Source organism: Syntrophus aciditrophicus SB, from assembly GCF_000013405.1.
GTDB classification, from domain to species: domain Bacteria; phylum Desulfobacterota; class Syntrophia; order Syntrophales; family Syntrophaceae; genus Syntrophus; species Syntrophus aciditrophicus.
This window is the reverse complement of record NC_007759.1, coordinates 516,635-537,996: the sequence shown is the minus strand read 5'-3', so window position 1 is coordinate 537,996 and position 21,362 is coordinate 516,635. Positions and strand designations below refer to the sequence as shown.

28 protein-coding genes and 1 riboswitch are annotated in these 21,362 nt (G+C 52.6%); of the genes, 8 read left to right on the top strand and 20 right to left on the bottom strand.

The features are described from left to right. Positions 1 to 42 precede the first annotated feature (42 nt). From SYN_RS02540 to SYN_RS02515, 5 genes are all read right to left on the bottom strand, one after another. The gene (locus SYN_RS02540; RefSeq protein ID WP_011416447.1) at positions 43 to 279 is read right to left on the bottom strand and encodes a hypothetical protein; all 237 of its coding nucleotides are present in this window, start codon (positions 277 to 279) and stop codon (positions 43 to 45) included. After that, positions 276 to 1,073: an ORF6N domain-containing protein gene (locus SYN_RS14975; protein WP_049749873.1), complete on the bottom strand. Its 798-nt coding sequence runs from the start codon at positions 1,071 to 1,073 to the stop codon at positions 276 to 278. The genes SYN_RS02540 and SYN_RS14975 overlap by 4 nt, the downstream gene beginning before the upstream one ends. A 230-nt stretch (positions 1,074 to 1,303) precedes the next feature. Further along, positions 1,304 to 1,624, bottom strand: coding sequence for a hypothetical protein (locus tag SYN_RS02530; RefSeq protein WP_041584648.1), 321 nt, complete (start codon positions 1,622 to 1,624; stop codon positions 1,304 to 1,306). Position 1,625: 1 nt separating this feature from the next. Next, the gene (locus SYN_RS02525; RefSeq protein WP_041584647.1) at positions 1,626 to 2,372 is read right to left on the bottom strand and encodes a hypothetical protein; all 747 of its coding nucleotides are present in this window, start codon (positions 2,370 to 2,372) and stop codon (positions 1,626 to 1,628) included. A gap of 272 nt (positions 2,373 to 2,644) precedes the next feature. Then, on the bottom strand, positions 2,645 to 3,217 hold the full coding sequence (locus SYN_RS02515) for a hypothetical protein (RefSeq protein WP_041584646.1): 573 nt from the start codon (positions 3,215 to 3,217) through the stop codon (positions 2,645 to 2,647). Positions 3,218 to 3,307: 90 nt separating this feature from the next. On the opposite strand from SYN_RS02515, the gene SYN_RS02510 reads away from it, so the two are divergent. Further along, on the top strand, positions 3,308 to 3,709 hold the full coding sequence (locus SYN_RS02510) for a hypothetical protein (RefSeq protein ID WP_148202460.1): 402 nt from the start codon (positions 3,308 to 3,310) through the stop codon (positions 3,707 to 3,709). A 24-nt stretch (positions 3,710 to 3,733) separates the two neighbouring features. On the opposite strand, the gene SYN_RS02505 is transcribed toward SYN_RS02510, so the two are convergent. The 13 genes from SYN_RS02505 to SYN_RS02455 all read right to left on the bottom strand — a co-directional run bounded on the left by SYN_RS02505 (position 3,734) and on the right by SYN_RS02455 (position 10,487). Further along, positions 3,734 to 4,036: a hypothetical protein gene (locus SYN_RS02505; RefSeq protein ID WP_041584645.1), complete on the bottom strand. Its 303-nt coding sequence runs from the start codon at positions 4,034 to 4,036 to the stop codon at positions 3,734 to 3,736. Positions 4,037 to 4,123: 87 nt separating this feature from the next. Then, entirely contained in the window at positions 4,124 to 4,615 is a 492-nt protein-coding gene (locus tag SYN_RS02500; protein WP_041584644.1) for a host-nuclease inhibitor Gam family protein, read from the bottom strand. Beyond that, positions 4,615 to 4,779 (bottom strand): Lar family restriction alleviation protein, encoded by a 165-nt coding sequence (locus SYN_RS15665; protein WP_083756423.1) that lies wholly within the window; start codon positions 4,777 to 4,779, stop codon positions 4,615 to 4,617. The genes SYN_RS02500 and SYN_RS15665 overlap by 1 nt, the downstream gene beginning before the upstream one ends. Then, entirely contained in the window at positions 4,779 to 5,219 is a 441-nt protein-coding gene (locus SYN_RS14970) for a hypothetical protein (protein WP_011416437.1), read from the bottom strand. The genes SYN_RS15665 and SYN_RS14970 overlap by 1 nt, the downstream gene beginning before the upstream one ends. Next, on the bottom strand, positions 5,216 to 5,395 hold the full coding sequence (locus SYN_RS02490; RefSeq protein WP_011416436.1) for a hypothetical protein: 180 nt from the start codon (positions 5,393 to 5,395) through the stop codon (positions 5,216 to 5,218). Before SYN_RS02490 ends, SYN_RS14970 begins: the two co-directional genes overlap by 4 nt. Before the next feature lie 14 nt (positions 5,396 to 5,409). Then, positions 5,410 to 5,877: a gp16 family protein gene (locus tag SYN_RS02485; protein ID WP_049749872.1), complete on the bottom strand. Its 468-nt coding sequence runs from the start codon at positions 5,875 to 5,877 to the stop codon at positions 5,410 to 5,412. Further along, the gene (locus SYN_RS02480) at positions 5,874 to 6,188 is read right to left on the bottom strand and encodes a hypothetical protein (protein ID WP_041584643.1); all 315 of its coding nucleotides are present in this window, start codon (positions 6,186 to 6,188) and stop codon (positions 5,874 to 5,876) included. Before SYN_RS02480 ends, SYN_RS02485 begins: the two co-directional genes overlap by 4 nt. Beyond that, a complete protein-coding gene (locus SYN_RS02475) occupies positions 6,145 to 6,507 on the bottom strand; it encodes a hypothetical protein (protein WP_011416434.1) in 363 nt (120 codons plus the stop codon). Before SYN_RS02475 ends, SYN_RS02480 begins: the two co-directional genes overlap by 44 nt. A 2-nt stretch (positions 6,508 to 6,509) precedes the next feature. Continuing rightward, the gene (locus SYN_RS02470) at positions 6,510 to 7,229 is read right to left on the bottom strand and encodes an AAA family ATPase (RefSeq protein WP_011416433.1); all 720 of its coding nucleotides are present in this window, start codon (positions 7,227 to 7,229) and stop codon (positions 6,510 to 6,512) included. Positions 7,230 to 7,257: 28 nt separating this feature from the next. Further along, positions 7,258 to 9,522, bottom strand: coding sequence for a DDE-type integrase/transposase/recombinase (locus tag SYN_RS02465; RefSeq protein WP_011416432.1), 2,265 nt, complete (start codon positions 9,520 to 9,522; stop codon positions 7,258 to 7,260). A gap of 8 nt (positions 9,523 to 9,530) precedes the next feature. Continuing rightward, positions 9,531 to 9,674, bottom strand: a complete 144-nt coding sequence (locus SYN_RS16190; protein ID WP_158302897.1) for a hypothetical protein — start codon at positions 9,672 to 9,674, stop codon at positions 9,531 to 9,533. Positions 9,675 to 9,688: 14 nt separating this feature from the next. Further along, complete coding sequence (locus tag SYN_RS02460) at positions 9,689 to 10,144, bottom strand: hypothetical protein (protein WP_049749871.1); 456 nt, start codon at positions 10,142 to 10,144, stop codon at positions 9,689 to 9,691. Between the two features lie 124 nt (positions 10,145 to 10,268). Then, positions 10,269 to 10,487 (bottom strand): helix-turn-helix domain-containing protein, encoded by a 219-nt coding sequence (locus SYN_RS02455; protein ID WP_011416430.1) that lies wholly within the window; start codon positions 10,485 to 10,487, stop codon positions 10,269 to 10,271. Between the two features lie 29 nt (positions 10,488 to 10,516). On the opposite strand from SYN_RS02455, the gene SYN_RS02450 reads away from it, so the two are divergent. From SYN_RS02450 to SYN_RS02430, 5 genes are all read left to right on the top strand, one after another. Further along, positions 10,517 to 11,125: a hypothetical protein gene (locus SYN_RS02450; RefSeq protein ID WP_011416429.1), complete on the top strand. Its 609-nt coding sequence runs from the start codon at positions 10,517 to 10,519 to the stop codon at positions 11,123 to 11,125. A gap of 325 nt (positions 11,126 to 11,450) precedes the next feature. Beyond that, positions 11,451 to 12,221, top strand: a complete 771-nt coding sequence (locus SYN_RS02445) for a hypothetical protein (protein ID WP_011416428.1) — start codon at positions 11,451 to 11,453, stop codon at positions 12,219 to 12,221. 193 nt (positions 12,222 to 12,414) lie between these two features. Next, entirely contained in the window at positions 12,415 to 13,287 is an 873-nt protein-coding gene (locus SYN_RS02440; RefSeq protein ID WP_041584642.1) for a DUF4747 family protein, read from the top strand. Further along, positions 13,284 to 13,871, top strand: coding sequence for a hypothetical protein (locus SYN_RS02435; RefSeq protein WP_011416426.1), 588 nt, complete (start codon positions 13,284 to 13,286; stop codon positions 13,869 to 13,871). Before SYN_RS02440 ends, SYN_RS02435 begins: the two co-directional genes overlap by 4 nt. A gap of 919 nt (positions 13,872 to 14,790) precedes the next feature. Then, positions 14,791 to 14,867: riboswitch (SAM riboswitch) on the bottom strand. Between the two features lie 270 nt (positions 14,868 to 15,137). Next, a complete protein-coding gene (locus SYN_RS02430; protein ID WP_158302896.1) occupies positions 15,138 to 15,596 on the top strand; it encodes a PAS domain-containing protein in 459 nt (152 codons plus the stop codon). 2 nt (positions 15,597 to 15,598) lie between these two features. Here the strand turns inward: SYN_RS02430 and SYN_RS02425 are convergent, their stop codons facing one another. After that, positions 15,599 to 16,804 (bottom strand): ISL3 family transposase, encoded by a 1,206-nt coding sequence (locus SYN_RS02425; protein ID WP_011416422.1) that lies wholly within the window; start codon positions 16,802 to 16,804, stop codon positions 15,599 to 15,601. Between the two features lie 108 nt (positions 16,805 to 16,912). Between SYN_RS02425 and SYN_RS14965 the strand changes: the two genes are divergently transcribed. After that, on the top strand, positions 16,913 to 18,877 hold the full coding sequence (locus SYN_RS14965) for a PAS domain S-box protein (RefSeq protein ID WP_308733050.1): 1,965 nt from the start codon (positions 16,913 to 16,915) through the stop codon (positions 18,875 to 18,877). Positions 18,878 to 19,302: 425 nt separating this feature from the next. Further along, entirely contained in the window at positions 19,303 to 19,542 is a 240-nt protein-coding gene (locus SYN_RS02415) for a hypothetical protein (RefSeq protein ID WP_041584641.1), read from the top strand. 380 nt (positions 19,543 to 19,922) lie between these two features. On the opposite strand, the gene SYN_RS02410 is transcribed toward SYN_RS02415, so the two are convergent. Beyond that, entirely contained in the window at positions 19,923 to 21,194 is a 1,272-nt protein-coding gene (locus tag SYN_RS02410; protein WP_041585271.1) for a pentapeptide repeat-containing protein, read from the bottom strand. Between the last annotated feature and the right edge of the window lie 168 nt (positions 21,195 to 21,362).

Sequence of the window (21,362 nt, the reverse complement as noted above, 5' to 3'; positions counted from 1 at the left end):
GGCCTTTTGGGCTTTGCCATTTTGCCGGGGACGGCAAAATGGTTAGGTCTGCGTTGGGAGTGTCTTCATATGGTCCAGACTGCCGGTCAGCGTTTTTTCCACTTCGGCAAGGCGCTCGGAGAGATCGGCAAAGACCTCATGAAAGATGGCGATCTCCGAGTCATCCTTGCAATGGACGGGGCCGGTAAGGATGGCAATCAGATCCACGACGCCCCGCAGTCGGGCAACCTCGATGTGGGCGTCCCAGACGGGAGCCCAGGGGCAGAACAGCGTGTTCATTGATGGGCCTCCTTCTTCAGGGACGCCTGACGCTGCCTTTCCCGACGCAGTACGGTCTCCACGGTCTCTTTCTTCCGGCCCACAGCCTTGGCGATGTCCGCGTAACCGTAACCGGCGGCAGCCAGCTTCAGGATGCGCCGCACCTCTTCCAGGCTGACCGCCTTGCGGGAACCGGCCCCCGACTTCAGATGCTCGATCTTCTCCTTCTGCATGGCAATGATGAGCTCATACATTTCGATCACCCGGTCCGTGTCCATCAGCGTCTTGCCGTCAGGAACGGCGCCGGTTTGCGGGGCGGTCTCCGGTTGCGACCGGGCCAGTTTCCCCAGCTCCGACCGTCCTTTTGCGGAGCGCAGGAGGTTCTCGAAGGCGACGAAGTACCGGCTGATTTTCTTGGAACGCTCCAGGGCCTGTTCGGACTTGAGGAAGAAGGCCACATGGTTCGCCCCGATTTGGGTGAAGCCGTAGGGCAGATACTGGTTGACGGGGGCGGTCGCATTTTGCGACCGGAGGCTTTTCAGCTCTTCCGCGGTGAGCTGGAAGAGCATGTCGGAATCGAAGTGCTGGGCGTTCCGCCGGACCTGCTCCATCAACCGCCTTGTCGGAACGCCGTAGACGGCGGCGACCTGCCGGTCCAGCATGAAGGGTTCCCGGCCAGGCAGGAGATGGACGGCCTGCTCCTCCCGCGGATCGCCGAAGGCGTTGCCGCCGAAGAGGGGACGGCAGAGTTCGTTGAGGGAATCAAAAGACGGATGGCTGGGGTGCTCGGGGGCGATGCTGTGCTTGTTGCTCATGGTTCTTCCTCCGTAAGTTTTAGGGTTGGGGCGCAAAAAAGCCCGAGTTGTTCCTACGCACCTACGGTAGCGCCCAGGACCTCGCGGTATCCCGGCAACTCGGACCATTCGATCCAAATAAAAACCCCCTTTCGCGCCATGCGTGGTCGCACTTGAGGCCGGGGCAGCCCCGTAGGATATTTAGGAAGCCAGAGCTTCCCCAAATCCTTTGAATTTGTCAAGTTTATTTTTTACTGTATCTTATGCAGGCGCTCCGGATCGGCGAAGATACCCTGTTGATCCTGCGCCCACTCGATAAACCGCTCCTTGTCCTCGTCCGACAGGCCCAGAAATTCGCAGGCATGATCCAGGTCGTAAAGCGGGTTTCCCTCTTTGTCGTAATAATCCGGTTTCAGTTCCGGAAAATGAGAGAAGACGATCCGGTAGAACTCTTCCTTGATCTCCGGCGGGACGCTGCGCAGGATATAGGCGATTGCGTCCAGATATGCCCGGCTGCCTTCCGGCTCCCGGTGGTACACAGCAAACGCTTCTAACAGTGACGAAAATTCCATTTTATCCCTCCATTGCCCGCACCCAGTCATCGTCCATCTTCGTTTCCGCGATCCGCTTTTTGCAGGACGGACAGTAAATCCGGGGCATGACCAGACCGGGGTTGATTGTTTTTGTTTCATGCTCCAGTCCGCAGGCCGGGCACTTGCAGATCTTGAGTATTTCCTTGTCGCCGGCCACCAGGCGGATGAAAGCCACGGGATCCACCAGGCGCAGGTCGATCTCCTCGGGATGGGCGACGATGAAACTCCGCACCCATTCCGGATCAAAATACCAGTGATCGCCGCCCTGGCATTTCTTGCGCAACGTTCCGCGACGCTTCCCCTTCAGCCATCCCTTCTCCATCCAGCGGTAAACGATGGAATGATTCTCCTGGTCGTTCCAGAGCAGCTTGCACAGTCCTCGCAGCGTGAAGCCTTCGCCGTCGGCGGAAAGCAGTCCGAGCCGCTTGACTTTCACGTGAATTGCCGTGGTGGAGCGGGATACTCCAAAATTATGACGCAGGCCTTTCTGCAGGGCTTTCACTCCCATCTTCGGGTAGTGCTCCGCCACATAGGATTCTTCGGCGGCCGTCCAATCCGCAGGCTTCGGGATAGCCAGCCCCATGTGTGCAGCTAATCTGCGCACATACCAGCGGGGATATTTACGGCCCAGAAGCCGCATGATCCGGTTGAGAGCCAGCGAACTGCCGTCGTATGTCTTCCGGATCAGTTCCAGCTCTTCTTCCGTGGGAAAATACTTCTGTTTCACGCTTTTCTCCTTGTCGTTTTTCAACTCGGCTTGAGGAATGCCAGAGCGCCGATGAGCACAACCATTCCATCACAGATAATATCGGCATCACTCTGCGGGGTAAGGTTCCAGCCGAAATATGCCGTCTCCGCCAACCAGAACGCTTGGGAAAGTATAAAAATATGCCAGTTTATCATTAAGGTTTATCGCCGGATTCCACAGGGCGGTTCCGGCGGGACCTGAGTATGGAGGCCCGATATTCCCCGCCTCGGCGCCGGGCGGCGGCATGTTTCTTATCCGATTCCGGTGATCATGTCCTTGAGCCGTTTCCGGTTGGCCTCGATCTGCTCGGGCGTCAGGCGGGCCGGAGGAACGTCCTTCATCTTCGGGACCGTCACGGTCTCCTCCGTGACGGGATATCGCGCTCCGGATCGCAGGCCGGTTTCCTTCTTCCTCAGATCCCGTTCCGCCGTTTTCGAAGCTGTCGAGGCTTCCCGCTCGGAAATCGTGATCATACAGGACTTCAGATAATTGTGGTTCTTCAGGGGCTCCGGGAAGCGGCGTTTGACCATGCCGGAAAGGGCCTCGGCAATGCCGGCGCGGGAGATCCGGTAGAACTTCCGGTTGTAGGAGAATTCCTCCCGCTCGAAGAGCGTCCGCATCTCTTCCGTGAGGACCCGCAGTCGGTGAACATTCCGGAATCCCGGCGACACGCCGAACAGTTCGAAGTAGGCCCGCACCAGGCGGCCATGCGGATAAAAGGCGTCCTGCATCTCCAGAACCGCCCGCAGATCACCTTCCGCCAGGGCTTCCAGGACGTCGATCTCCGCCAGGCACACTGGGCATTTAATCGTTGTTGAAGACATCTTGAAGCGTCCTTTTTCTGTTATTGACACGGGTGCTCCGGAGGACTATATTCCGATTCGCCAATCAAAATGACCCTCCGGAGAACGCCCGTGATCCCTCGCTGGATTATGACCGTCTTGACGGTCTCTTCTTACTGCATCGTTATTTTCAGGTTCTTCCTTGATTACGGAGGTCATGCCATGCACATCTTCAAGGACGTTATTGCTTACTTTCAGGCCGACCCCGGCAGAATTTTCGGTTGGCCTTTCTTCTTTCTCGCCGTGGGGCTTAATGTCTGGCTCGTCTATGACGCTTTTCGCCGCCGGCGCATTGCCCGGGAAAAAGAAGCCGCAGCCGAGCAGGACCGCAGGATCAGGGCGGCGATACAAAACGCGATGCAATACAATGCGCTGGCCGTCGCCATTAACGAGCTGCGGGAAAGGGCCGGGCTGCCCGCTATCGATTTCTTTGACGAGAATACCATTCGGGAAATGGCCTCTCCCCGTTCTTAAAAGTTTGTCGCCGGATAACACCTGTTATAACAGGCTCAGTTGCCGCTCGTCCTGCATCCCGTAGCGGCGCTCCCATGTGTCGTTGCGCTCCAGGAAGGCCGCCAGCTCGTCCCAGCTTACCCGGCGTTCCTGCCGGAGCATGTAGGATTTCAGGGAATAGGGAACGACGGGATTGCCGTTGTCGTCGGGCTGCCACGCATCGATGAGCCGGCAGAACGTCGCCCGGGAAAACCCGAGGATCATGCAGACCTCGGCGTTCCGGTAACTTCCCCGCACGGGAAGCCCGCAGGCCTTCACCATTTCCCGCAACTGTTCGTCAACCGTCATTCTTCCATCCCTTCTCAAAATGAAATCTTTCCTCCCCTCCGGAAGAGAAGTCGCCGCCCCGCCCTCCGGAAGGAAAGGAAGACGTCATCAGGACGTCTTTTTCAGATCGTAGTTGAACGTTTCCACGGCCTTGCGCTCCGCGCCGATGAGACCGAGCTTCATATCGTTCCAGGTATTGATCAGGTCCCGGTCGAAGGTCTTTTCCACCTTAACCGCCTCGTGGAAGCCGGCGGCCTCCAGCCTCCCGACCACCTCGTCCTTCTTCCCGTGGATCCTCACCTTGTTCTCCACCTGGCGAAGCAGCGATCCGGCGGCCAGCAGACAGACATCGCCGGCGGCGAAAAATACGCTCCGGCCCGCCTTCATCAGCTTCTGGAGTTCCGCCTCTTTGTCCCTGATGGACTGCTGAGTCCGGGAAAGCTGGTCCCGATAACGGGCGGCCAGCGCTTCCATTTCGGCATTGGCGTCGGTCTCCACCTGAACTTCCACCGCCTTCAACCACAGGAGCCTCCGCAGCAGTTCGTCCGCCTTCTCACGGAAGTCAACACCTTCGCATATTGTCGCCGTCATCTTCGCCATCACGCCGCCCTCCTGTTCCATATGTGAATCGCCGCCGCTGATGAATACTGGACAGGACCAGCAGCGCCGCAGTCCCGACAGATCACATAATAGTAATTCCCCATAACCGTATGGATTACCTCCACATCATTCTCCCCGCAGAACGGGCACGGTTTCAATTCCATCACGCCGCCTCCTCCAGACTGAGCCGCACCTGTCCCAGGTATTCCGGCAGGGCGATCTTCTTGATTCGGGAATTCCGGGCCAGCACCCGCAGGGCGCGCCGTTCGTTGGCCTGCAGGTAATTCTCCAGCTCGCTGCCCGCCGCGGCCAGGTAATAGCCGCCTCCGTTGCGGTTCGAGATCGAGCAGATCGGACGGCCTTCGTTGCGCAGCTCCGTGATCAGCTTCCGGATGCCCCGGGTGTCGTTGATCCGGTTCTCCCAGCTCTCCCCGTAGATAAGCTCATGGAGTTCCGCCATCCCGATGGCGTTCTGGCGGCCGATGTGCTCCATCAGCTCGTCCTTCAGGCGGCTTTTCCGGGATTCATGCAGTTCTTTCTGCAGCCTCTGCCGCGCCTCCTTCCGGTTCTTCCGGGGCGGTAGATTTTCTGTTCCGCTGTTCATGTCCGGCCTCCTTTCCCTGTGGCGTGGGCCTTGATGGCATCCCACATTTCCCGCAGGATGCGGTGATGAATCGGTTCATAGGGCTCATCGGCCATGACGTAAATCAGCTTTTCCAGCCGCTGGAACTTGTTGTATACGCCCACGATTCCCTCGTCCTTGACGATAATCACGTCCATTTCTGCCTCCTTCCTTAAGCGTTGCGCGCTTTGAGCGCTTTCTTTCTTCTCCGGGCTATCGATTCCGTCGGCCCCTCGCCGGTCAGCTTGTTCCGCGTGTATTCCAGGGCGACGACGATCTTCCAGAGCTGTTCCGGCGTGCACCACCGGCAGGCGTCCACCTTGAACATCCTCCGGGAGATGCCGTCGGCGTAGGCTTCCGTCTTGCCGATGTCGGCCAGGATCGCGCCGATCTTCTTCAGCAGGGGCAGCCTGTCCCAATTCGCCGGATTGCCGGAGGGTTGCCGCTTCGGTCTGCTCACGATCCGGAAGCCGTCCGCCTGGAACAGGGCGATCAGCCTGTCCGCCTGCTTCGAGGTCAGTTCTTTCGACGAAGACACCCCGAAGCCGTCCTTCAGGGTGTGCCGGTATTCCTCGTCAGTCCAGCCGCACTGGGCCTTGGCGATGTGGATGATCGCCAGTTCCTTCTTCGAGATGGTCATTTTTGCGCCTCCCTGCATTCCCGGCACGCCCGCCATAGGCGCACCCGCTGGGGGGATGTGGCCGCGCAGGGCTTCCGCCGTTCCGCGGCGCACCTTTTCAGGGAGATAATCCCCATGACCGGGCAGTTCACCGTCTCCGAGCCGAAGACCTCGCCGACCCGCTGGAGTATCCGGGACATGTCCGCCCCGTAGGTGCCTTTGCGGATCTGGGAGAGGGCGGAGGCCGAAACGCCAAGGGCCCGCGCCGTGGCGGCCTGCCCCTTTTCCTCAATAGTGCGCAGCAGCAGCGCGATGCGATCCTCTTGCGGCATGATGCCTCTCCTCCCGTCCTTCTTTTTTCCGCGCCGGGACGGACGGCGATTTCACCGGGCATTCCGGACCGGCGTCCTTTACGAGCCGGTATCCTTTATAGTTGCCTCCCCGGCCGGTAACGTACCCGCCGATGGCGGTGATGTATCCTTCCTTTTCCAGCAGGTTGAGCAGCTTGCGGGCGTTGTCCGCTTTCGCCCCCGGCACGGTGATCAGCAGGTCCCGGATATCGAAGCGCCGCTTGATCCGGATCGTCGTCCACATTTTCTGCCGCGCCGAATAGAGGGCGGGTTTCTGTTTCATTCCCTTCACTCCCGGCATGGCTACCCCCTCTTCCGGAACTTCGGCTGATCGAAGTACAGAGGGCGATCCGCCCAGTCGTCAAGGGTTACCGTCTCCAGCCCCGAAGTCTTCGCCATCTGCTCGATCCGCGACAGCCCGACGACCATCCGGCCTACGTTCGCCTTCGCCTCCCGGTGCAGATGCTCCAGGAGATCATCCGCCAGCTTCACCTCGCAGACCGTGTCCGCCAGGGTCCGGGCGTCGTCGAGATCCACCCCCTTGAACTCCACCCACTGGGTGATCCGCCGGGCGAAGCGGCCGCGGTCCTGGATCGTGCGGGCGATGCGCTCCATGCCGATCAGGACTACCGCTGCCCCGGTGAGGTCGTAGATGTCCCGCAGGGTGTCCAGCATCTCCGTCTGACGGAAGAGATAATCCGCCTCGTCGATGAAGATCACCCGGTCCTGATTCATGAGCCGCTGCGAGATGTCGTCCATCATGACTGATCTCCGCGCGCGGGGAGCGCCTCCCAGTTCCGTGACCAGGGCGCCCAGCATGGCCGTCACCGTCCAACAGGCATTCGCCCGCAGGAAGATCCCGTCCATCGTGTTGGCCGCGTAGGCGACAACCGTTGTCTTTCCTTCCCCCGGCTCTCCCCACAGCAGGCCCATGCCTTCCACCCCCAGGGGGCGGTTGCGCAGCTCGCCGACAGCGGAGATAAACAGCCGCACATTCTTCGTTTTTGCCAGTTCGTGTCTCATTGCCTATTTCAACTTCCTCCTCTTAATTTCACAGGGCCGCCTCGGCGGTTTCCCCTGTCAGTGCGCGTATTCCAATGGTGCTGGTGAAGGGCTTCCTTCTCGCTTTCCCGGCCTCGGTTTCCTGCCAGGCTTCGTATTCCTTCTTCCACTGCTTCTGGGTTTCCGTGACTGTGCCGGCCTTGATCCGGTCCAGAATCCAACAGTATATCTCTTCGTTGTTCGCGAAGACCCGTCGCTCCCGCCGCTTCTGCCGGAGGTCGACCACCTTCTTCTGCCGTTCCTCGTATTCAAGGACCTCAGGCGGCAGCTCGATCCTGCCGGCAAGAGCCTGTGCGTTGGGCGTCCGGTCGGCATCGGCCACGGCAAAGGCGGCCTCCTTCAGGGCGGGCGTGGAATATTCCACCGTCTTTTGAGGCAGTTCCTCGACGTTCGCAAGAAGGCTCTCCCGGTGCGCCAGGATGTCTTCGGGGACGAGGGCGATCTTGTGTTCCCGGATCAGCTTCCGGGCTTCCTTGCGCATTTCGGCGTAGGCCTTCTTCTGCGTGTGTTTCGCGTGGCTCGCCAGATCGGCGGCGGAAATGCCGCTCCAGTCCGGATCCACCGCCGTGCAGACATACTCCCCGGAAGCGGCGAAGATGTAGGCCTTCCCCACATCGGCGTAATCGAGCAGCACCTGAACGGACTGATCCTCGTAACCGATCAGGGCCGTGTTGACGTAATGCCTCCGGTTGACCGTCACGCCCTTCTTGCCCACCTTCCGGACGCCGCCGTCCTGCGGGGCGGGGGCGAGCAGCACATCCAGGGCCCGCTCGTCTGCGATCCTCCGCACCGGGGCCGTCCAGGAGCGGACCATCTCCGCGGGGCGCTTCCCGTCCAGGGAGCCGTGAGGATCCTGATGATAGACCGACTCGATCCAGCGGTCGCAGATCTCCTGGAACTCCCGGGCGGCAAGCTTCACATCCAGGACGGCGCCCTTCTTCATCAGGCGCTCGGCAAAAGACTTCCGGGACTCGATGGCCTTGCGCTGGGCCACGTTGTGGCCTATATAGCCGGGGAGCAGTTCCACGATGCCGTGAGAGAAGGTATGGAAGAAGCGTTCGATGTGGGGCTTCATTTCTGGGGTGAAGGGAGGGCAGAGATCCTGTTCTATTTCCAGGGATTCCAGGACGCGCGTCATGTGGCGGGCGGTGAAGTCCTTGCCGTTGTCCGTCCGCAGGACTTCGGGAACGCCCCAGTCCAGCAGGCAGCGCCGCAGAAGCGCCGCGATGGCCACGGCCTTCGATGACGGCACGACCAGTACCTTCGCCCGGCGGCTCCAGACGTCGATCATTCCGATCACCGTGTGCCGCCCTTCGGCGAGCATGATGTCGCCGGGGGTGGCATCCGATTCCCACAACTGGTTGAGGCGGCCCACCGAGGCGGAGGCGCTGCCGAACGCGGCGCCGTACCTCGATTTCCACTCGTCCGGATTGTGAATGGATAAAAGCAGCACGCGGTTCTCGTCCCGCCAGCGGGACGCCCATCTCCAGACGACGTGGGAAGCGGGGATCTCCTGCCCGGCAAACCGCGCCTCCAGGCCCGCCATGAGTTTGGGAACCGAAACCCGGTTGTGCTCCAGGATCATCGCGCGGATGAAGTCCTGCATGTCCGGCGTCAGCAGCGTGCGCCCTGCGTTCTTCCCGTAATGCCAGGCCAGGCCGGCGAGCCCCTGCGTCTCGTATTTCTCCTCCCAGCGGTACAGGGTGGAGGGATGGAGCTTGCCGGTCTTGTTGACGATCTCGACAATCCCGTCGTCCAGGGGAATTTTGCCCTCATTGAACTGGGCGCAGAACAGGGCTGCTCCCTGTATCCTTCCGAAACCGCCGGCCTCGATGAAGGCGTCTTTCGCCTTGAGGACCTCCCAGCAGGCCTCCGCCTCCCGTTTCCGGGCCTCCGGCAACCGGGCGAATTCGACCAGCCCCCTCTCCTTTATAAGGCGTTTCTCTTCCTTCTCCCTTTCCAGGTCTTCCAGATAGTTCCGGGCGGCCCGATAGCCGGCCATTTCCGGAGACTCGGGGGCGATGGCGGCGGCCGCCTGGGCGGCGCGCTGTCTGGCGATGCGGGCCTGCCAATCGACGGGGAGGACGGCGCGGCGAAAAAGCTTCCTTTTGCCGCCTCTGCCCGTTTCCATTTCACAAGGCCAGCCTTCCTGATCCGCCCGCTTCTGGATCGCCTGCCATGATATGCCCATGATGACAGCCAGTTCCTTTGCCGAGAACCGGTCTTTTGTGCAGTCCACCGTTAAGGAGCCCATGACCTACCTCAGAAATGCCGATAAACAAAATTCACGGTAAAAAATAGAACGGCGAAAGCGCACACGTACCAGCAGATCACCTCCAGCAGGGCGCTGTTCATCAGTCTGTCGAACCAGTCCAGTGATTTATCCCGCAGCATTTCCTTAGTCATGGCGTTGTCCTTCCTTATATAGTCTCTTCGATTTTCCCCTTCTTGAGGATGGCCAGTTTGGCGTTCAGGTCCGCAATCTGCTGGGAAATCTTGCCGATCTCCGCCTGGCGGATGTCGTCTCCCATGTAAACCTTGTAGCCCCGCTTCCGGGCGAGCAGCTCCGTGAGGCAGTACGTCCCCAGAGCGGCCTCGAAGGCCGCGGCGTATTCGAAGGGAAACCGCCAGCCCTCCCGGCTTTCCGCAGCCCAGGAATCAATCTGGGCCTTGGAGATCTCCGTCCCGGTGAGTTCGCTCATCTTCGCCGCCACCTCGTAGCGGGACAGCCGGGTTTCCTTGAGCGCCGCTGCCAGGGTCGCCCGCAGCTCCGCTCCGTAAGCCAGGCTCCCCCCGATCAGTTCCGGCGGCTTCGGCAATTCGATCAGGCCTTCCAGTGACAACTGGTTTCCGTTTCCGCAATTCCGTCTCCTCATGCTCTCCTCCTCGTTTAAACATGAACCCGAAATGACCAACGTGAACCCGTGCAACCTGTTCAAATCTTTTCCTGTTTTTTCCATTGTCAAACGTTAAAATTTAACGTAAAAAGCAGTTGATTGTTTACGCGGCCTGTTTTTTCGGTCGGTACGCCGGGAAAACCTTCTCCAGTGGCATGCCGAGCCGTTTTGCGATAGCCTTCGCCACCTTGGTGGAGACTATGAAGTCGCACTGCTTGATGACCCGGCTGACCTGGGTATCCGTAACGGAACACTCGCGGGCGATCTCCCGCTGCCGAATCCCTCTCTCCGCCAGGGCGGCCTTTATCTGGTTTGGTTTCATGATGCTGCTCCTTAAAGGGTGTTTTACTGATGACTCAAAACGTTGTTACCGGTTTGTTCACTCTTTTGGGCGTTATCCTGGGCATCCTCGGGACGCTTCTCACTCAGCTCTTTTTGCGCAAGGAGAAATTCAAGGAGGTCCTCTACAAAGAGTGCCTTGTCGCATACAAAGAGGCTGCGGAAGGATGCCGGAAGCTGCTTATGAAGACCGGGACCATCATCGACATCGCAAGGAACGCCCAGGGTGCTCCTCCTGATGAAAGCCATCTCGTAGCCGAACTGACGGAGTTTGCGTCCCTCGTCGATCAACTGCGAAACTGTCTCTGGCGTCACGGGGCGGTCATGTCCGACGATGTCCTCCAGAAAGCTCATTGCTTTATCTTTAAAGCGGTCGATGTTAGGGACATTGTTGCGCATAGAATGGAGAGCCCGTTCGAGACGGAGTTCAGAACGGATCTGATAAAGGAAGATGTACTCCTCGGCTGCAAGACGTCTCTCGATGCGATGAGGAAAGAGCTTTGTGTCGACGAATTTTCTAAGGACACAATGAAAACGGCCTATTTTGGAAAAAACTTGATCAGAAAATTGAGCGGCAAGGGTAAGGATTATACCGGTGATTACGCCTCCCAGGGCGATTAATCCGCCGGAGATGGATTGGAGGATTTCTGTCTCAGTCATATGAAGTCCTTTTTTACCTCTCCCGGCCTGGTCGCCGGGGTGGTTATTTTGTTTGTTTAAATTTCATGTTAACTTTTACAGGGGATATAGACCGAAAATTTCGCTTCGTCAAGCGATATTTTCGGTTGTCACTTCCGAAGGGTGTTATTTTTTCGCTAAACAGAAATAACTAATTGGTATTATTGTAGATAATCAGAAATTAAACCGTTCGATGGTTGGTTGTCACTTGGTTGTCACTTCTGCACAAAAAGTAGGCACCGAAGTGACAACCTGATTTAAGGAAAAAATGTCTTCCAACTTAACCGAAAGAGTCGCCTGGGCCATCGAGACAATCAAGGCCGATCGGGATCTGGATGAAGGGATCACGGACATAAAACTCGCCAAGATCCTCGGGACTAACAAAGACACCCTGGCGGCCTATCGCAATAAGAAAGGGCTTCTAAAAGGCGAGGTGATCGAACGCATTGTCGAACACTACCATTTCAACCCCATGTGGCTCTTTCACGGTGAAGGCGAACCCTTCCCTGGCGCCCGGCAGAAATACCCGGAAGTCTGCGGCCCTCCTGAACAATCCGGCTCCCCAGTCCCGGAACCCCCGACTGTTCCCCGCACGATTTCAGCTCCATCCGCAGAGACCGGAGAAATAAGCATCGGGGACGATGTCACCTTAGCCATTCAGGTGCTGTCCTCCGGCACGCCCTACGCTACCGCACTGCACCTCAATATCCGTTCCTTCGCCGATGCCGTCGCGGATCGGGGACGCATCGCCCATGTTGAACAGATGCAAGCCGAAATGGAGGCCAAAAGCCGCAGTTTCGAGGAAAGAATGCAATCCATGATGACGGCAATGAAAGAGGAAATAGCGGGCCTGAACAGCGAAATCGTCACGCTGCGGGAGGAAAACGCCGGACTCAAGGCCGAGATCAAAGTGCTCAGAGAAGAAAACACGGCATTGAAGGAGGAGATCGGAATCCTCAGGAAAGAGAACGCCTACTTGAAGGAAAAGCTCACAAAGTCGGACTGGCCAGCCGGTGCCGCCGGGGAAGGCGCCGCGTAATCACCATCCGCAAAGGCAACGTGATCCACGCAGACTTCACGAATTACACCCAGACCGGCCGTCTTCCCTCAATCCTGAACAATCGCTGGAATTAAACATGGCATAAAAAAAGCGGCAATCACGCCGCTTTAAGCTTTTATAAAACCACTGAGAATCAAGATAATTGTGATAAACACCAATGCAGGAGGTATTAATGCCGCGTTTAAAAACACTTAAAGTTGCCGCGCTGAACATTACAACACAACCGCATTCCTCAGAAAATTATATCAGTCTATTCAAAGATTCCCATAAAATTAAAGCCACAGGGAAAATAAGAGGATCGGATTGGGGAATCATCGGATCTCTCTATGAAGAGGAAGGACACAATAATGTTCCTATACTCAGGGGAATGGTGTATCGTTTCTTAAATATAGACCCAAAAGCTCCCTGGCTTGACCTCGAAAGCAACACTCCGATCGACGAAGAGCAGCTCGAGATCAGACCGATCGTACCAGATCATCTAAAACCAAATTTAAAAATGATCTCTTATGTATTTTACCCGAAATCCCATAGATTCTTCTTTAGCCGTCGTCATATCTCTCCTGGAGACATGATGAAACTAATGAATGATCTCTTTAAAGATGATACGATTGCCACGAAATACGGGCAAGTTGATGTGTCTGTAGAGTCCACATCTGAAGCTATTGAAAGAATATTGGCAATACCAAGACTAACAAGGCTTCACATTATGTTCAACCGGCCCAATGATGATGACTTGGGCGGCTTGGCAGCTTCTCTATTGCAAAAGATAGATAACATGAATATCAGGAAGCTTGAACAAACGGCAACATCAACGCATGAAGCTGGCATCAAACCTGATGATGAAACACAGGCACTGATGAAACTGGCCCTTTCGAATGGGCGCATAGAAGCCAAAGGGTACGATGCCGAGCAGAAAGTCGAAATATCAACAGATTTACATCCCTTCATAGAACAGACACTTTATAATCCGGAAATACAGACGGAGCATAGCGCACTTCTTGAAACATCGGAATTTATGCTACATAAAATTAAAGGGAATAAATGACTCGTTCAAATCAAAACGAAGTTTTAACCCAATATAAACACGTGCGTGAAAGCTGGGGTATATATTGGAAATCATATGGTGGGTACAGCGCCTTGCTGCGCTCACCATATTTTCACTTCGCCATCCTAATTTCCTTATTGTGTCGCCCTGTCTGGGCCATAGAGCATGAAGGCTGGGCATGGTACAGCATCTGTGTCGATGTTATTCCCAATATACTTGGATTTACCTTAGGTGGCTATGCAATGCTCCTGGCTTTCGGGAATGAAAAATTTCAGGATTTATTAGCTGGCGATGATGGCAATGGTGAACCATCTGCCTTCATGAAGGTGAATGGCACATTTATTCATTTCATTGTTCTGCAGATCATTGCTCTTCTCGCTGCATTAATATCATTTGGATGGGACGTCAAGACAGGCGTATTTGCTTTTATCGGTTTCACGACTTTTGTTTATGCTCTCTTCTCTGCAGTTGCCGCTGCCTTAGCCATTTTACGCTTAGCTGGAGTATTTGATTACTTTCTAAAGGCACAAAAAAAGACAGAAAATCAAAAAAACGTGTCGCAAACTAAATGTAAAATTTCTTAAAAATGACTAAATTTCAAAAATCTGTCGCAAACCTCCATTTAATTAACCTCCAAGCATTATCTATCCCGTAACATCCCAAATAATCACGCCTTATCCCGATTCCCCACAACAAAAATTAACTCTTTTTCAGTTCCTACTTTTTCGCATACTAAAAGTAATCTCACAAATTTAAAGGCCCTTCAGCTTCATTTTGAAAAGCAACCCGAGGTCCGGACAAGAATTCTTGTAATGGTCCAAGAAGACAGGACCGGGTGGTGGCCTCTGGAATTGAGGGTCGCTTCCGTTTATACATCTGCCTTTCCGTGGCGAGTAATTTCAAAAGAGCCTTTTTCAAATTTCTCTGAAAAATGGACCGAGGTTACTTTGACCGGGGCTGGGGTTTATGCTTTTTGAGCGCTTCCGTCAGATGCTTCTCGTTCCGCTCGAACTCCTCCCAATCCTCCTTCTATCTATGCCGGCCTTGATTGAGTAGCGTTCTGGTCCGGCTGTTTCAATTTCTGGTTCGAGTCTGGCGAGGTTTTCTCCGCTGTATCTTTCAAGGACTGTATCGAATAAAACCCTCAGATTGCGAATCCTCGAGTGTAAATCGGCTCATCCACTGATGCTTCCCTGATCAATGATCCCGCTCCCTTCCGTATCATCAGCCCAGTTTTGGACATAACCATATTCTCCTCCCGATTTTTTCTATTGATCTGTGTTTGTGTTTGTCGTGTCTGATTGCATTTCCTCTTTTGCTGGCTGTCCCTCTGTCGATTGCCTCTCCAGTGGCACTGGTTTCTTCATTCCGACGATGATTAACCCGCCCTTGAGTGGATGCCCGTCCGGTAGTGGTCCCTTCTTCTTCCCTACTGGCATAGTCGTATTCCTCCTTTCGCAAAACAAAAAACCCCATGCCAAGAAAGGCATAGGGCTTAAAACAGACATTCTGATCCCGGCCTTTAGCATCATTTTTATAGCGGTTGCAAGTAACCGATCCAAATCACCGCTGTGATTGGTAAACTAGTAAAGGAATCAGAAAATATCAAGGACGGATTTCCATAGATGAAAACCGAGCCATATTATTGGGTAGATCTTTAAATTCTATTATTATGCTTTCAGTAATTCATGCTTGAATGGGAATAGTTCTTGTGGCATAAAATTAAAGGAATTTAGCCCGCCTGACACCAAGTCACCAGTTTCTCAGCATCTGGACATCCACGAGACCAGTACATATATAGGAAAGGACAAACCATGACGAATAGAAAGAAGGACTGCGTAGCTGTCCCCTTGAACGAAGGGGAACTGAAGAGGCTCGTCCATGAACTCCAATTGCATCAAAAGGAATTGGAGCAACAGGTGTATCTTCTCAAAGCAGTTATCAATAACGTTCCCGATCCCGTCTTTTATAAAGATCCTGATGGCAAGTATATGGGCTGCAACAAGGCTTTCGAGGAATACTTGGACGTTCAACAGGAAGGAATCTTGGGGAAAGATGTTCAGGATATTGAGACGGCAGACATGATAGAACTGCATCATAGAATGGATAAAGAATTGATTCAAAAAGGCGGCCGTGTGATTTATGAAGCAAAGAACCGCCCCAAAGATGGCAATGTGCGGAATGACATAGTCCATAAAGCCCTTTTTCACAAAGCCGACGGTTCTTTGGGCGGCATTGTAGCTACTGTCACAGATATCACGGAACTGAAACATGCAAAAGAGGCCCTTGCTGAAAGTGAAGCAATTTAGGTTCATCCGGTTAATGAGTACCTCTGAGTATGCAGGTGATAGAGGCGGAGTTTGAAGTATTCCATATCCCGGAATCCATAGGCCTGCCTTTTTAAAGTTTTAATCTTGTTGTTTGTGCCCTCAAGGGCGGCATTTGTAATGTGATGTTTGAAATAATTGAGTATCGCAGTCCTGTATCCGGAGAGCGTTTTGGCTACTTTGACGAGTTCTTTGATTCCGGACAGCATGGCGTCCTTACACCAGGTGTCAAGGAAGGTAACAGCCTGGGCGTACTCCGGTATTTCCCAGAAGAGTCTGAGTTGCTCTTTCATGGAATGCATGACGAATAGAGGCTGATTGGCCTGCATCAGGGCATCGAGACGTTCCTTATGGTCCGGCTTCAGGGAATCATAATTTCGCAAAAGGAGGAAGCGGTTTCCCTTGAGGGTTTGCTTCCCGGTATCATCAAGTTCTTTCTGATGATTTCTGCGCAAGTTTTCGATGCCTTGATTCATCAGAGCCATAATATGGTAACGGTCGAAGACGACATCGATATTGGGAAGGGCTTCCCGGACGGCGGAGAAGAAGGAAATTCCCATGTCCATTGCAACCGCTCGCAGTTTTTTCCCCTTGCGTGCAAGTTTTTTCAGGAAGGGTAAAATCCCCTCCTTGCCCTTTCCCTCAGTGGCGTAAAGGATTCGTCCTTCGGAGAGATCCATCACCGTGGTCATGTACTCATGGCCTTTCCGGATGCTGAATTCATCGATACCGATATACCGAACTTTATGAAGAGGAATGTTCCGATAGAGGCGCTGCAATTTCAACTTATGAATCTCTTTGATCATATCCCAACCCACGCCGAGGTAATCGGCAACCCAGCGAATCGTGCCGAATCGAAGCAGATCCAGAACAATCAGAGCAAAGGATCGGGCAAATCTATGCTTCCCCACCATAAAAGGCAGATCGGGCCACCAAAGGGTGTCGCAAGTGTTGCATTTTATTCGATGAAGGGAAAGTACAAGGAAACACCTCTTACGCCCCATAGGTCCCAGATGAAAACTCCGTGTTTTCTGTCCTTTAAAGGTAAATTTACGCTGCCCGCACTTTGGACAGCGAATGTATTCTTCTTTCACATCTGCAAAATATTCGATGACGTCACCCGTGAAGCGTGTTGCTCTATAAGTAATACCCTTCAGATTGAAAGCATGATAAAGAACCGATGTGGACATGGTCTGGAGCCTCCTTTTGTTGTTCGATTGGTCTCAAACAACAGGGCTCTTGCCATGTCCATGTGATTTTATGCAATACCAAGGTACTCATTAACCGGATGAACCGCAATTTATCGCAACCTGTTCGACAACTCTCCAATCGGCATGTTCCAATATTCCCATCTTGAGAACCGACTGATTCGGGTCAATGCCGCCTACGCCAAGATGCTGGGATATGAATCGCCGGAAGAAATGATTTCAACCATCACTGATGTCACCAGCCAAATCCACACTGATCCTCAGAATTACATCAATACGCTTGCAACTCTGGAAGAGCGGGACTGGTTTTATGCCGAGCAGCCGCTTCTCCAAAAGGACGGTAGCATCATAATCGCAAAAGTAGCGGTTCGTAAGGTTCTCAAGCCCGATGGGACGATAGACTACACAGACGGATTTGTGGAAGATATTACCGAGCAGAGACGGTTAGAAGAAACAGAGAAGAAGCACTTGGACGAGATAACCGACCTGTACGAGAACGCTCCCTGTGGTTACCATTCTCTTGCGGAGGACGGGACGATTATCCGTATTAATAACACGGAACTGAGGTGGCTGGGCTATTCCCGAGATGAGGTCATCGGGAAGATGAAAATCACTGATTTACTGACACCTGAAGGAATAGAGGCATTTCAGCAGGACTTTTCTCTTTTAAAAGAGCGTGGATGGGTGCGTGATGTCGAAGATAAATGGATTCGCAAGGATGGCAGTGTGCTTGATGTGATTGTCAATACAACGGCTATCTTTGATAAAAATGGCAACTATCTGATGAATCGTTGTTCCGCATTTGACAATACCGAAAGAAAAAAGGCTGAGGAAGCTCTTGAGAGAAGCGAAAAACTGTATCGAAACCTGTTCGAAAATGCTTCAATCGGCATGTTGCAAATCTCACTCCCTGAAAATGGAATTCTCCGGGTCAACAAGGCCTTTGCGTCGATGCTCGGCTATGATTCTCCGGAGGACCTGATGTTCAACGTCACCGATCCAGCAACCCAGATTCAGGTCGATCCCGCCAATCATGACAAAGCCCTTCGCATTTTGGAACAACAGAACTGGATCTATTCAGAGCAGCCCTGTCGCCGCAAGGACGGGAGCATCATGTTTGCCAACGTGGCGGCTCGGAAAGTGAGTAAACAGAATGATGTTGACGAGTATGTGGAAGCAATCGTGGAAGACATCACTGAGCGGAAACGGGCAGAAGAGGAATTACGGGAACGAATCAAGGAACTGAATTGCCTGTATTCCATTGCTAATGTGATTGAGAAGGCAGATACGATAGAGGAAATATTCCGGAATACTGCCGACCTCATGCCAAGCGGCTTCCCTTATCCGGAACATATGTGCGCAAGAATCACCTATGAAGATCTGGAATTTAAAACTGCGAATTTTCAAGAGACCCCATGGCAAATATCGGCTAACATCAATGTCAATGGCAGGCTGGCAGGCACGGTGAATGTTCACTATCTGAAAGAGACTTCCCAGAGAGACGGAGGACCTTTTTTAAAAGAAGAGCGTGATCTGATCGATGCCATTGCCGACCGTTTAGGAAAAGTAGCTGAACGAAAGCAAATGGAGGAAGCTTTAATAAAAAACGAAAGAGAATTGAGCATTAAGGCGCAGAATCTGGCGGATGTCAATACCACGATGAAGGTCCTGCTGAATACCATGGAAAATGACCAAGAAAAACTGAAAGAGAGATTCCTTGACAATATCAAGGCACAGGTTCTGCCTTATCTGAAAAAACTCAAGAATACATCGTTGGACGATACTCAAAAAGGCCTCATTAAAATAGCAGAAACCAATCTTGATGAAATCGCTTCACCCTTTGTACAGAAATTGACCTCCAACTATCTGAACCTTACAAAAACAGAAATCCAGATCGCATCTCTAGTGAGAGAAGGCATGACATCAAAGGAAATAGCTGAGCTCTTAAATTCAAACAAGCGAGTCATCGACTTCCACAGAGAAAACATCAGAAAAAAGTTGGGGTTGAATAATAAAAAAGGGAGCCTTGCAATTTTGCTGAGGTCTTATTCATAAAAACTCTTTGTCGTAATCCTGCAAGGCAGGAGCTAATGACTCTCTGTACACTGGCGCTGAAAGGCCGTTTATCGTTCAAATTCGAGTGATAATTCGAAAAACGGGTAAATGGTCGTCTGATGGGAAAAAACGGCTTAGAAAATTTTAAACGCCGCTTCAGCAACACTCGCTATATAAGGATCAGCAATCGGAGCCTATTATTAAAGATGCGCATTCTGTCAATAAATATTTTTTCAGGAAAGCTGCCTCCAATCATTGACAAACATCATAATCGTAACTTTTATAATTTTGCATGGCAACGTTCTGTATGGGGTAAATTTCAGCGGTAAAGTGCATTTTTTGTGACAAAATGACAAGACAATAACAAGAAGAAATGCAATAGTTGACATGTGATGGAAGAAAAAAGCGAAAGGAGGTTAGGAAAAATGATACTGAATTTAACGGAAGAACAAAGAGATTCTGTAAAGATTACATTTAATTCTAACCGCTTTGTCGTAAATATTGGCAAAAAAGATCCCATACTCAGAGAGTATTATTCAATGGACAACATGATGAAGGAATTTGACGAGAATGGAATTGAAAAAGCGGAATTTGATGACAAAGCTAATTTTATGTACGAGCAAGGAGATGAATTCAGGAAAGACCACGACAAAACCTTACATTAACCAGTTGTAAAATCTAATTTACGTGATAGATGCCGGTCAAATATCTAAAAGACCGGCATTTCATTTTATGGTGCAGAATTTTAAACTAATCGTACTGACGAGCACCATTGGTTCCCCAACGTGGCAGCTTCAATTTCGTGGGTCGATAGTATGAAGGAATAACGTGCAGCCAAAAGAGGTAAATACTTTTCAGCGAACGCCTTTCGAAGGAAGCATTGCTTAGGTTTCCCAGCGTTTGGCTTTTGCGTTTACGGACGAAACTCCCTTATGTTTGCCGACAAGAGCTCACCCTACTTTGCCCTGAATAATATTTTCCCCTCAAGGCGAGATTTACCCGATTCGGCCCCCCATGCCAGTTTGATGGGGAGAGAAAATTTCCCTTACTTACGCAGTTTCTCCGCCATCTGATCAGCCGGAGCAATTACCATCGGCAAGTTCGAGCGTAGGGAACCAGCATCGTCGTATTCGTGGATCTTCAAAACCCAAGAGTAGTTCTTCAGTTCATCAAACATACTATAGTCTCCCGAGCCAACATGTCTCAGCGGAATCACAGGGGTCTTCCGGAGTAAAGGCACGATTGCGGTGAGTTCATGCGGGATGCTGCTGGGATCAGTGAGATCGGCGATAACAAACTTAGACATCCGAGCTATGGTCTCAACGGTGTCCGTTATGTCCCTGCTGGCAGGTTTTTCGAAATCAAGAATTATTGGTGTAAGGTCTCTCCGATAAAGTTCCTCCCGTAGGGCATCCAGAACAGTCTTTCTCTCCTTACTGAACCGTCCCAGAATCAAGACAACCTTTGACGTTATAGCGTCGATAATGTGGCGAATTTTTACATTATTCAATAGAAGGTCGATGAACTGAGCAACTTCGAGGTTATCGACGGTGATCGATGATTGGTTAATAGGGGTAATGATCAGGTCCCGTTGCTCAGTATATTCATTGATCTCTACTCCCCACGCCGAAATCCCATAAATTCTACAATGTTTGAGTTTGGCGTACTTTAAATCAGCTTGTACCACAACCGCATGACAGAGGTTTACCTCTTGCAAGTTAGCCCCACTGAGGTCCGCCATCCTGAGAGTTGCATTACTGAGGTTAGCCCTGCTGAGGTCCGCTAAGCTGAGGTAAGCATCGTTAAGGTTTGCCCCGTGGAGATCCGTTTCATGGAGGCTTGCCTTCCAGAGGTTCGCTTTAAAAAGGTATGCCTCTCGGAGGTCCGCTCCACTGAGACATGCCTTTCTGAGGTTTGCCCCGCCGAGGTTTACCCCTTGGAGGTTGGCCTTCCAGAGGTTTGTACCAATGAGATCTGCCATCCAGAGGTTAGCCCCGCTGAGATTAGCCCCGTCAAGGTCCGCACCGCTGAGGTCTGCCTTCTTGAGGTTGGCCTTGCTGAGATTGGCTCCTATGAGTTCCGCCTTCTCTAGATTTGCCCCGTTGAGATCTGCCTTGCTCAGGTTTGCACCGTTAAGATATGCTTTACAGAGGTCTGCCTTCCTGAGGCTTGTCCCACTGAGATTAACCCTGTTGAGGTTTGTCCCGCTGAGGTTTGTGCCACTGAGGTCAATGAACGGCTGTGGATTTTCGGATCTCAACTGATTCCAAATTTCTGGCCCCTCCCTCAGAATCTTGAGTAGTTTCTCTGTCTCCATGTACAAGCTCCCTATATCCAGTCGTCGAATCCAGATATTTGCATGTATCCACATTTCATGTTTGAAATATACATCATTATCCTTGCTCGATGAACATCAATTTAGGAAGAGAGAATTCGGTGATTTCCCTGTTTTGATTTGGAAGGAATCCTGCGAGGTAGGCTGTAC

Coding starts and splice junctions, on each gene's coding strand:
- SYN_RS02480 (WP_041584643.1), bottom strand. CDS start 6,188: ATGCCGCAAGAGGATCGCATCGCGCTGCTGCTGCGCACTATTGAGGAA.
- SYN_RS14975 (WP_049749873.1), bottom strand. CDS start 1,073: ATGAGCAACAAGCACAGCATCGCCCCCGAGCACCCCAGCCATCCGTCT.
- SYN_RS02410 (WP_041585271.1), bottom strand. CDS start 21,194: ATGGAGACAGAGAAACTACTCAAGATTCTGAGGGAGGGGCCAGAAATT.
- SYN_RS02475 (WP_011416434.1), bottom strand. CDS start 6,507: ATGCCGGGAGTGAAGGGAATGAAACAGAAACCCGCCCTCTATTCGGCG.
- SYN_RS02440 (WP_041584642.1), top strand. CDS start 12,415: ATGCCGCGTTTAAAAACACTTAAAGTTGCCGCGCTGAACATTACAACA.
- SYN_RS02445 (WP_011416428.1), top strand. CDS start 11,451: ATGTCTTCCAACTTAACCGAAAGAGTCGCCTGGGCCATCGAGACAATC.
- SYN_RS02415 (WP_041584641.1), top strand. CDS start 19,303: ATGATACTGAATTTAACGGAAGAACAAAGAGATTCTGTAAAGATTACA.
- SYN_RS02515 (WP_041584646.1), bottom strand. CDS start 3,217: ATGTCTTCAACAACGATTAAATGCCCAGTGTGCCTGGCGGAGATCGAC.
- SYN_RS15665 (WP_083756423.1), bottom strand. CDS start 4,779: ATGGAATTGAAACCGTGCCCGTTCTGCGGGGAGAATGATGTGGAGGTA.
- SYN_RS02450 (WP_011416429.1), top strand. CDS start 10,517: ATGACTCAAAACGTTGTTACCGGTTTGTTCACTCTTTTGGGCGTTATC.
- SYN_RS14970 (WP_011416437.1), bottom strand. CDS start 5,219: ATGAACAGCGGAACAGAAAATCTACCGCCCCGGAAGAACCGGAAGGAG.
- SYN_RS02505 (WP_041584645.1), bottom strand. CDS start 4,036: ATGACGGTTGACGAACAGTTGCGGGAAATGGTGAAGGCCTGCGGGCTT.
- SYN_RS02435 (WP_011416426.1), top strand. CDS start 13,284: ATGACTCGTTCAAATCAAAACGAAGTTTTAACCCAATATAAACACGTG.
- SYN_RS02540 (WP_011416447.1), bottom strand. CDS start 279: ATGAACACGCTGTTCTGCCCCTGGGCTCCCGTCTGGGACGCCCACATC.
- SYN_RS02490 (WP_011416436.1), bottom strand. CDS start 5,395: ATGGACGTGATTATCGTCAAGGACGAGGGAATCGTGGGCGTATACAAC.
- SYN_RS02425 (WP_011416422.1), bottom strand. CDS start 16,804: ATGTCCACATCGGTTCTTTATCATGCTTTCAATCTGAAGGGTATTACT.
- SYN_RS02500 (WP_041584644.1), bottom strand. CDS start 4,615: ATGGCGAAGATGACGGCGACAATATGCGAAGGTGTTGACTTCCGTGAG.
- SYN_RS16190 (WP_158302897.1), bottom strand. CDS start 9,674: ATGACTAAGGAAATGCTGCGGGATAAATCACTGGACTGGTTCGACAGA.
- SYN_RS02465 (WP_011416432.1), bottom strand. CDS start 9,522: ATGGGCTCCTTAACGGTGGACTGCACAAAAGACCGGTTCTCGGCAAAG.
- SYN_RS02460 (WP_049749871.1), bottom strand. CDS start 10,144: ATGAGGAGACGGAATTGCGGAAACGGAAACCAGTTGTCACTGGAAGGC.
- SYN_RS02485 (WP_049749872.1), bottom strand. CDS start 5,877: ATGACCATCTCGAAGAAGGAACTGGCGATCATCCACATCGCCAAGGCC.
- SYN_RS02470 (WP_011416433.1), bottom strand. CDS start 7,229: ATGAGACACGAACTGGCAAAAACGAAGAATGTGCGGCTGTTTATCTCC.
- SYN_RS02455 (WP_011416430.1), bottom strand. CDS start 10,487: ATGAAACCAAACCAGATAAAGGCCGCCCTGGCGGAGAGAGGGATTCGG.
- SYN_RS02530 (WP_041584648.1), bottom strand. CDS start 1,624: ATGGAATTTTCGTCACTGTTAGAAGCGTTTGCTGTGTACCACCGGGAG.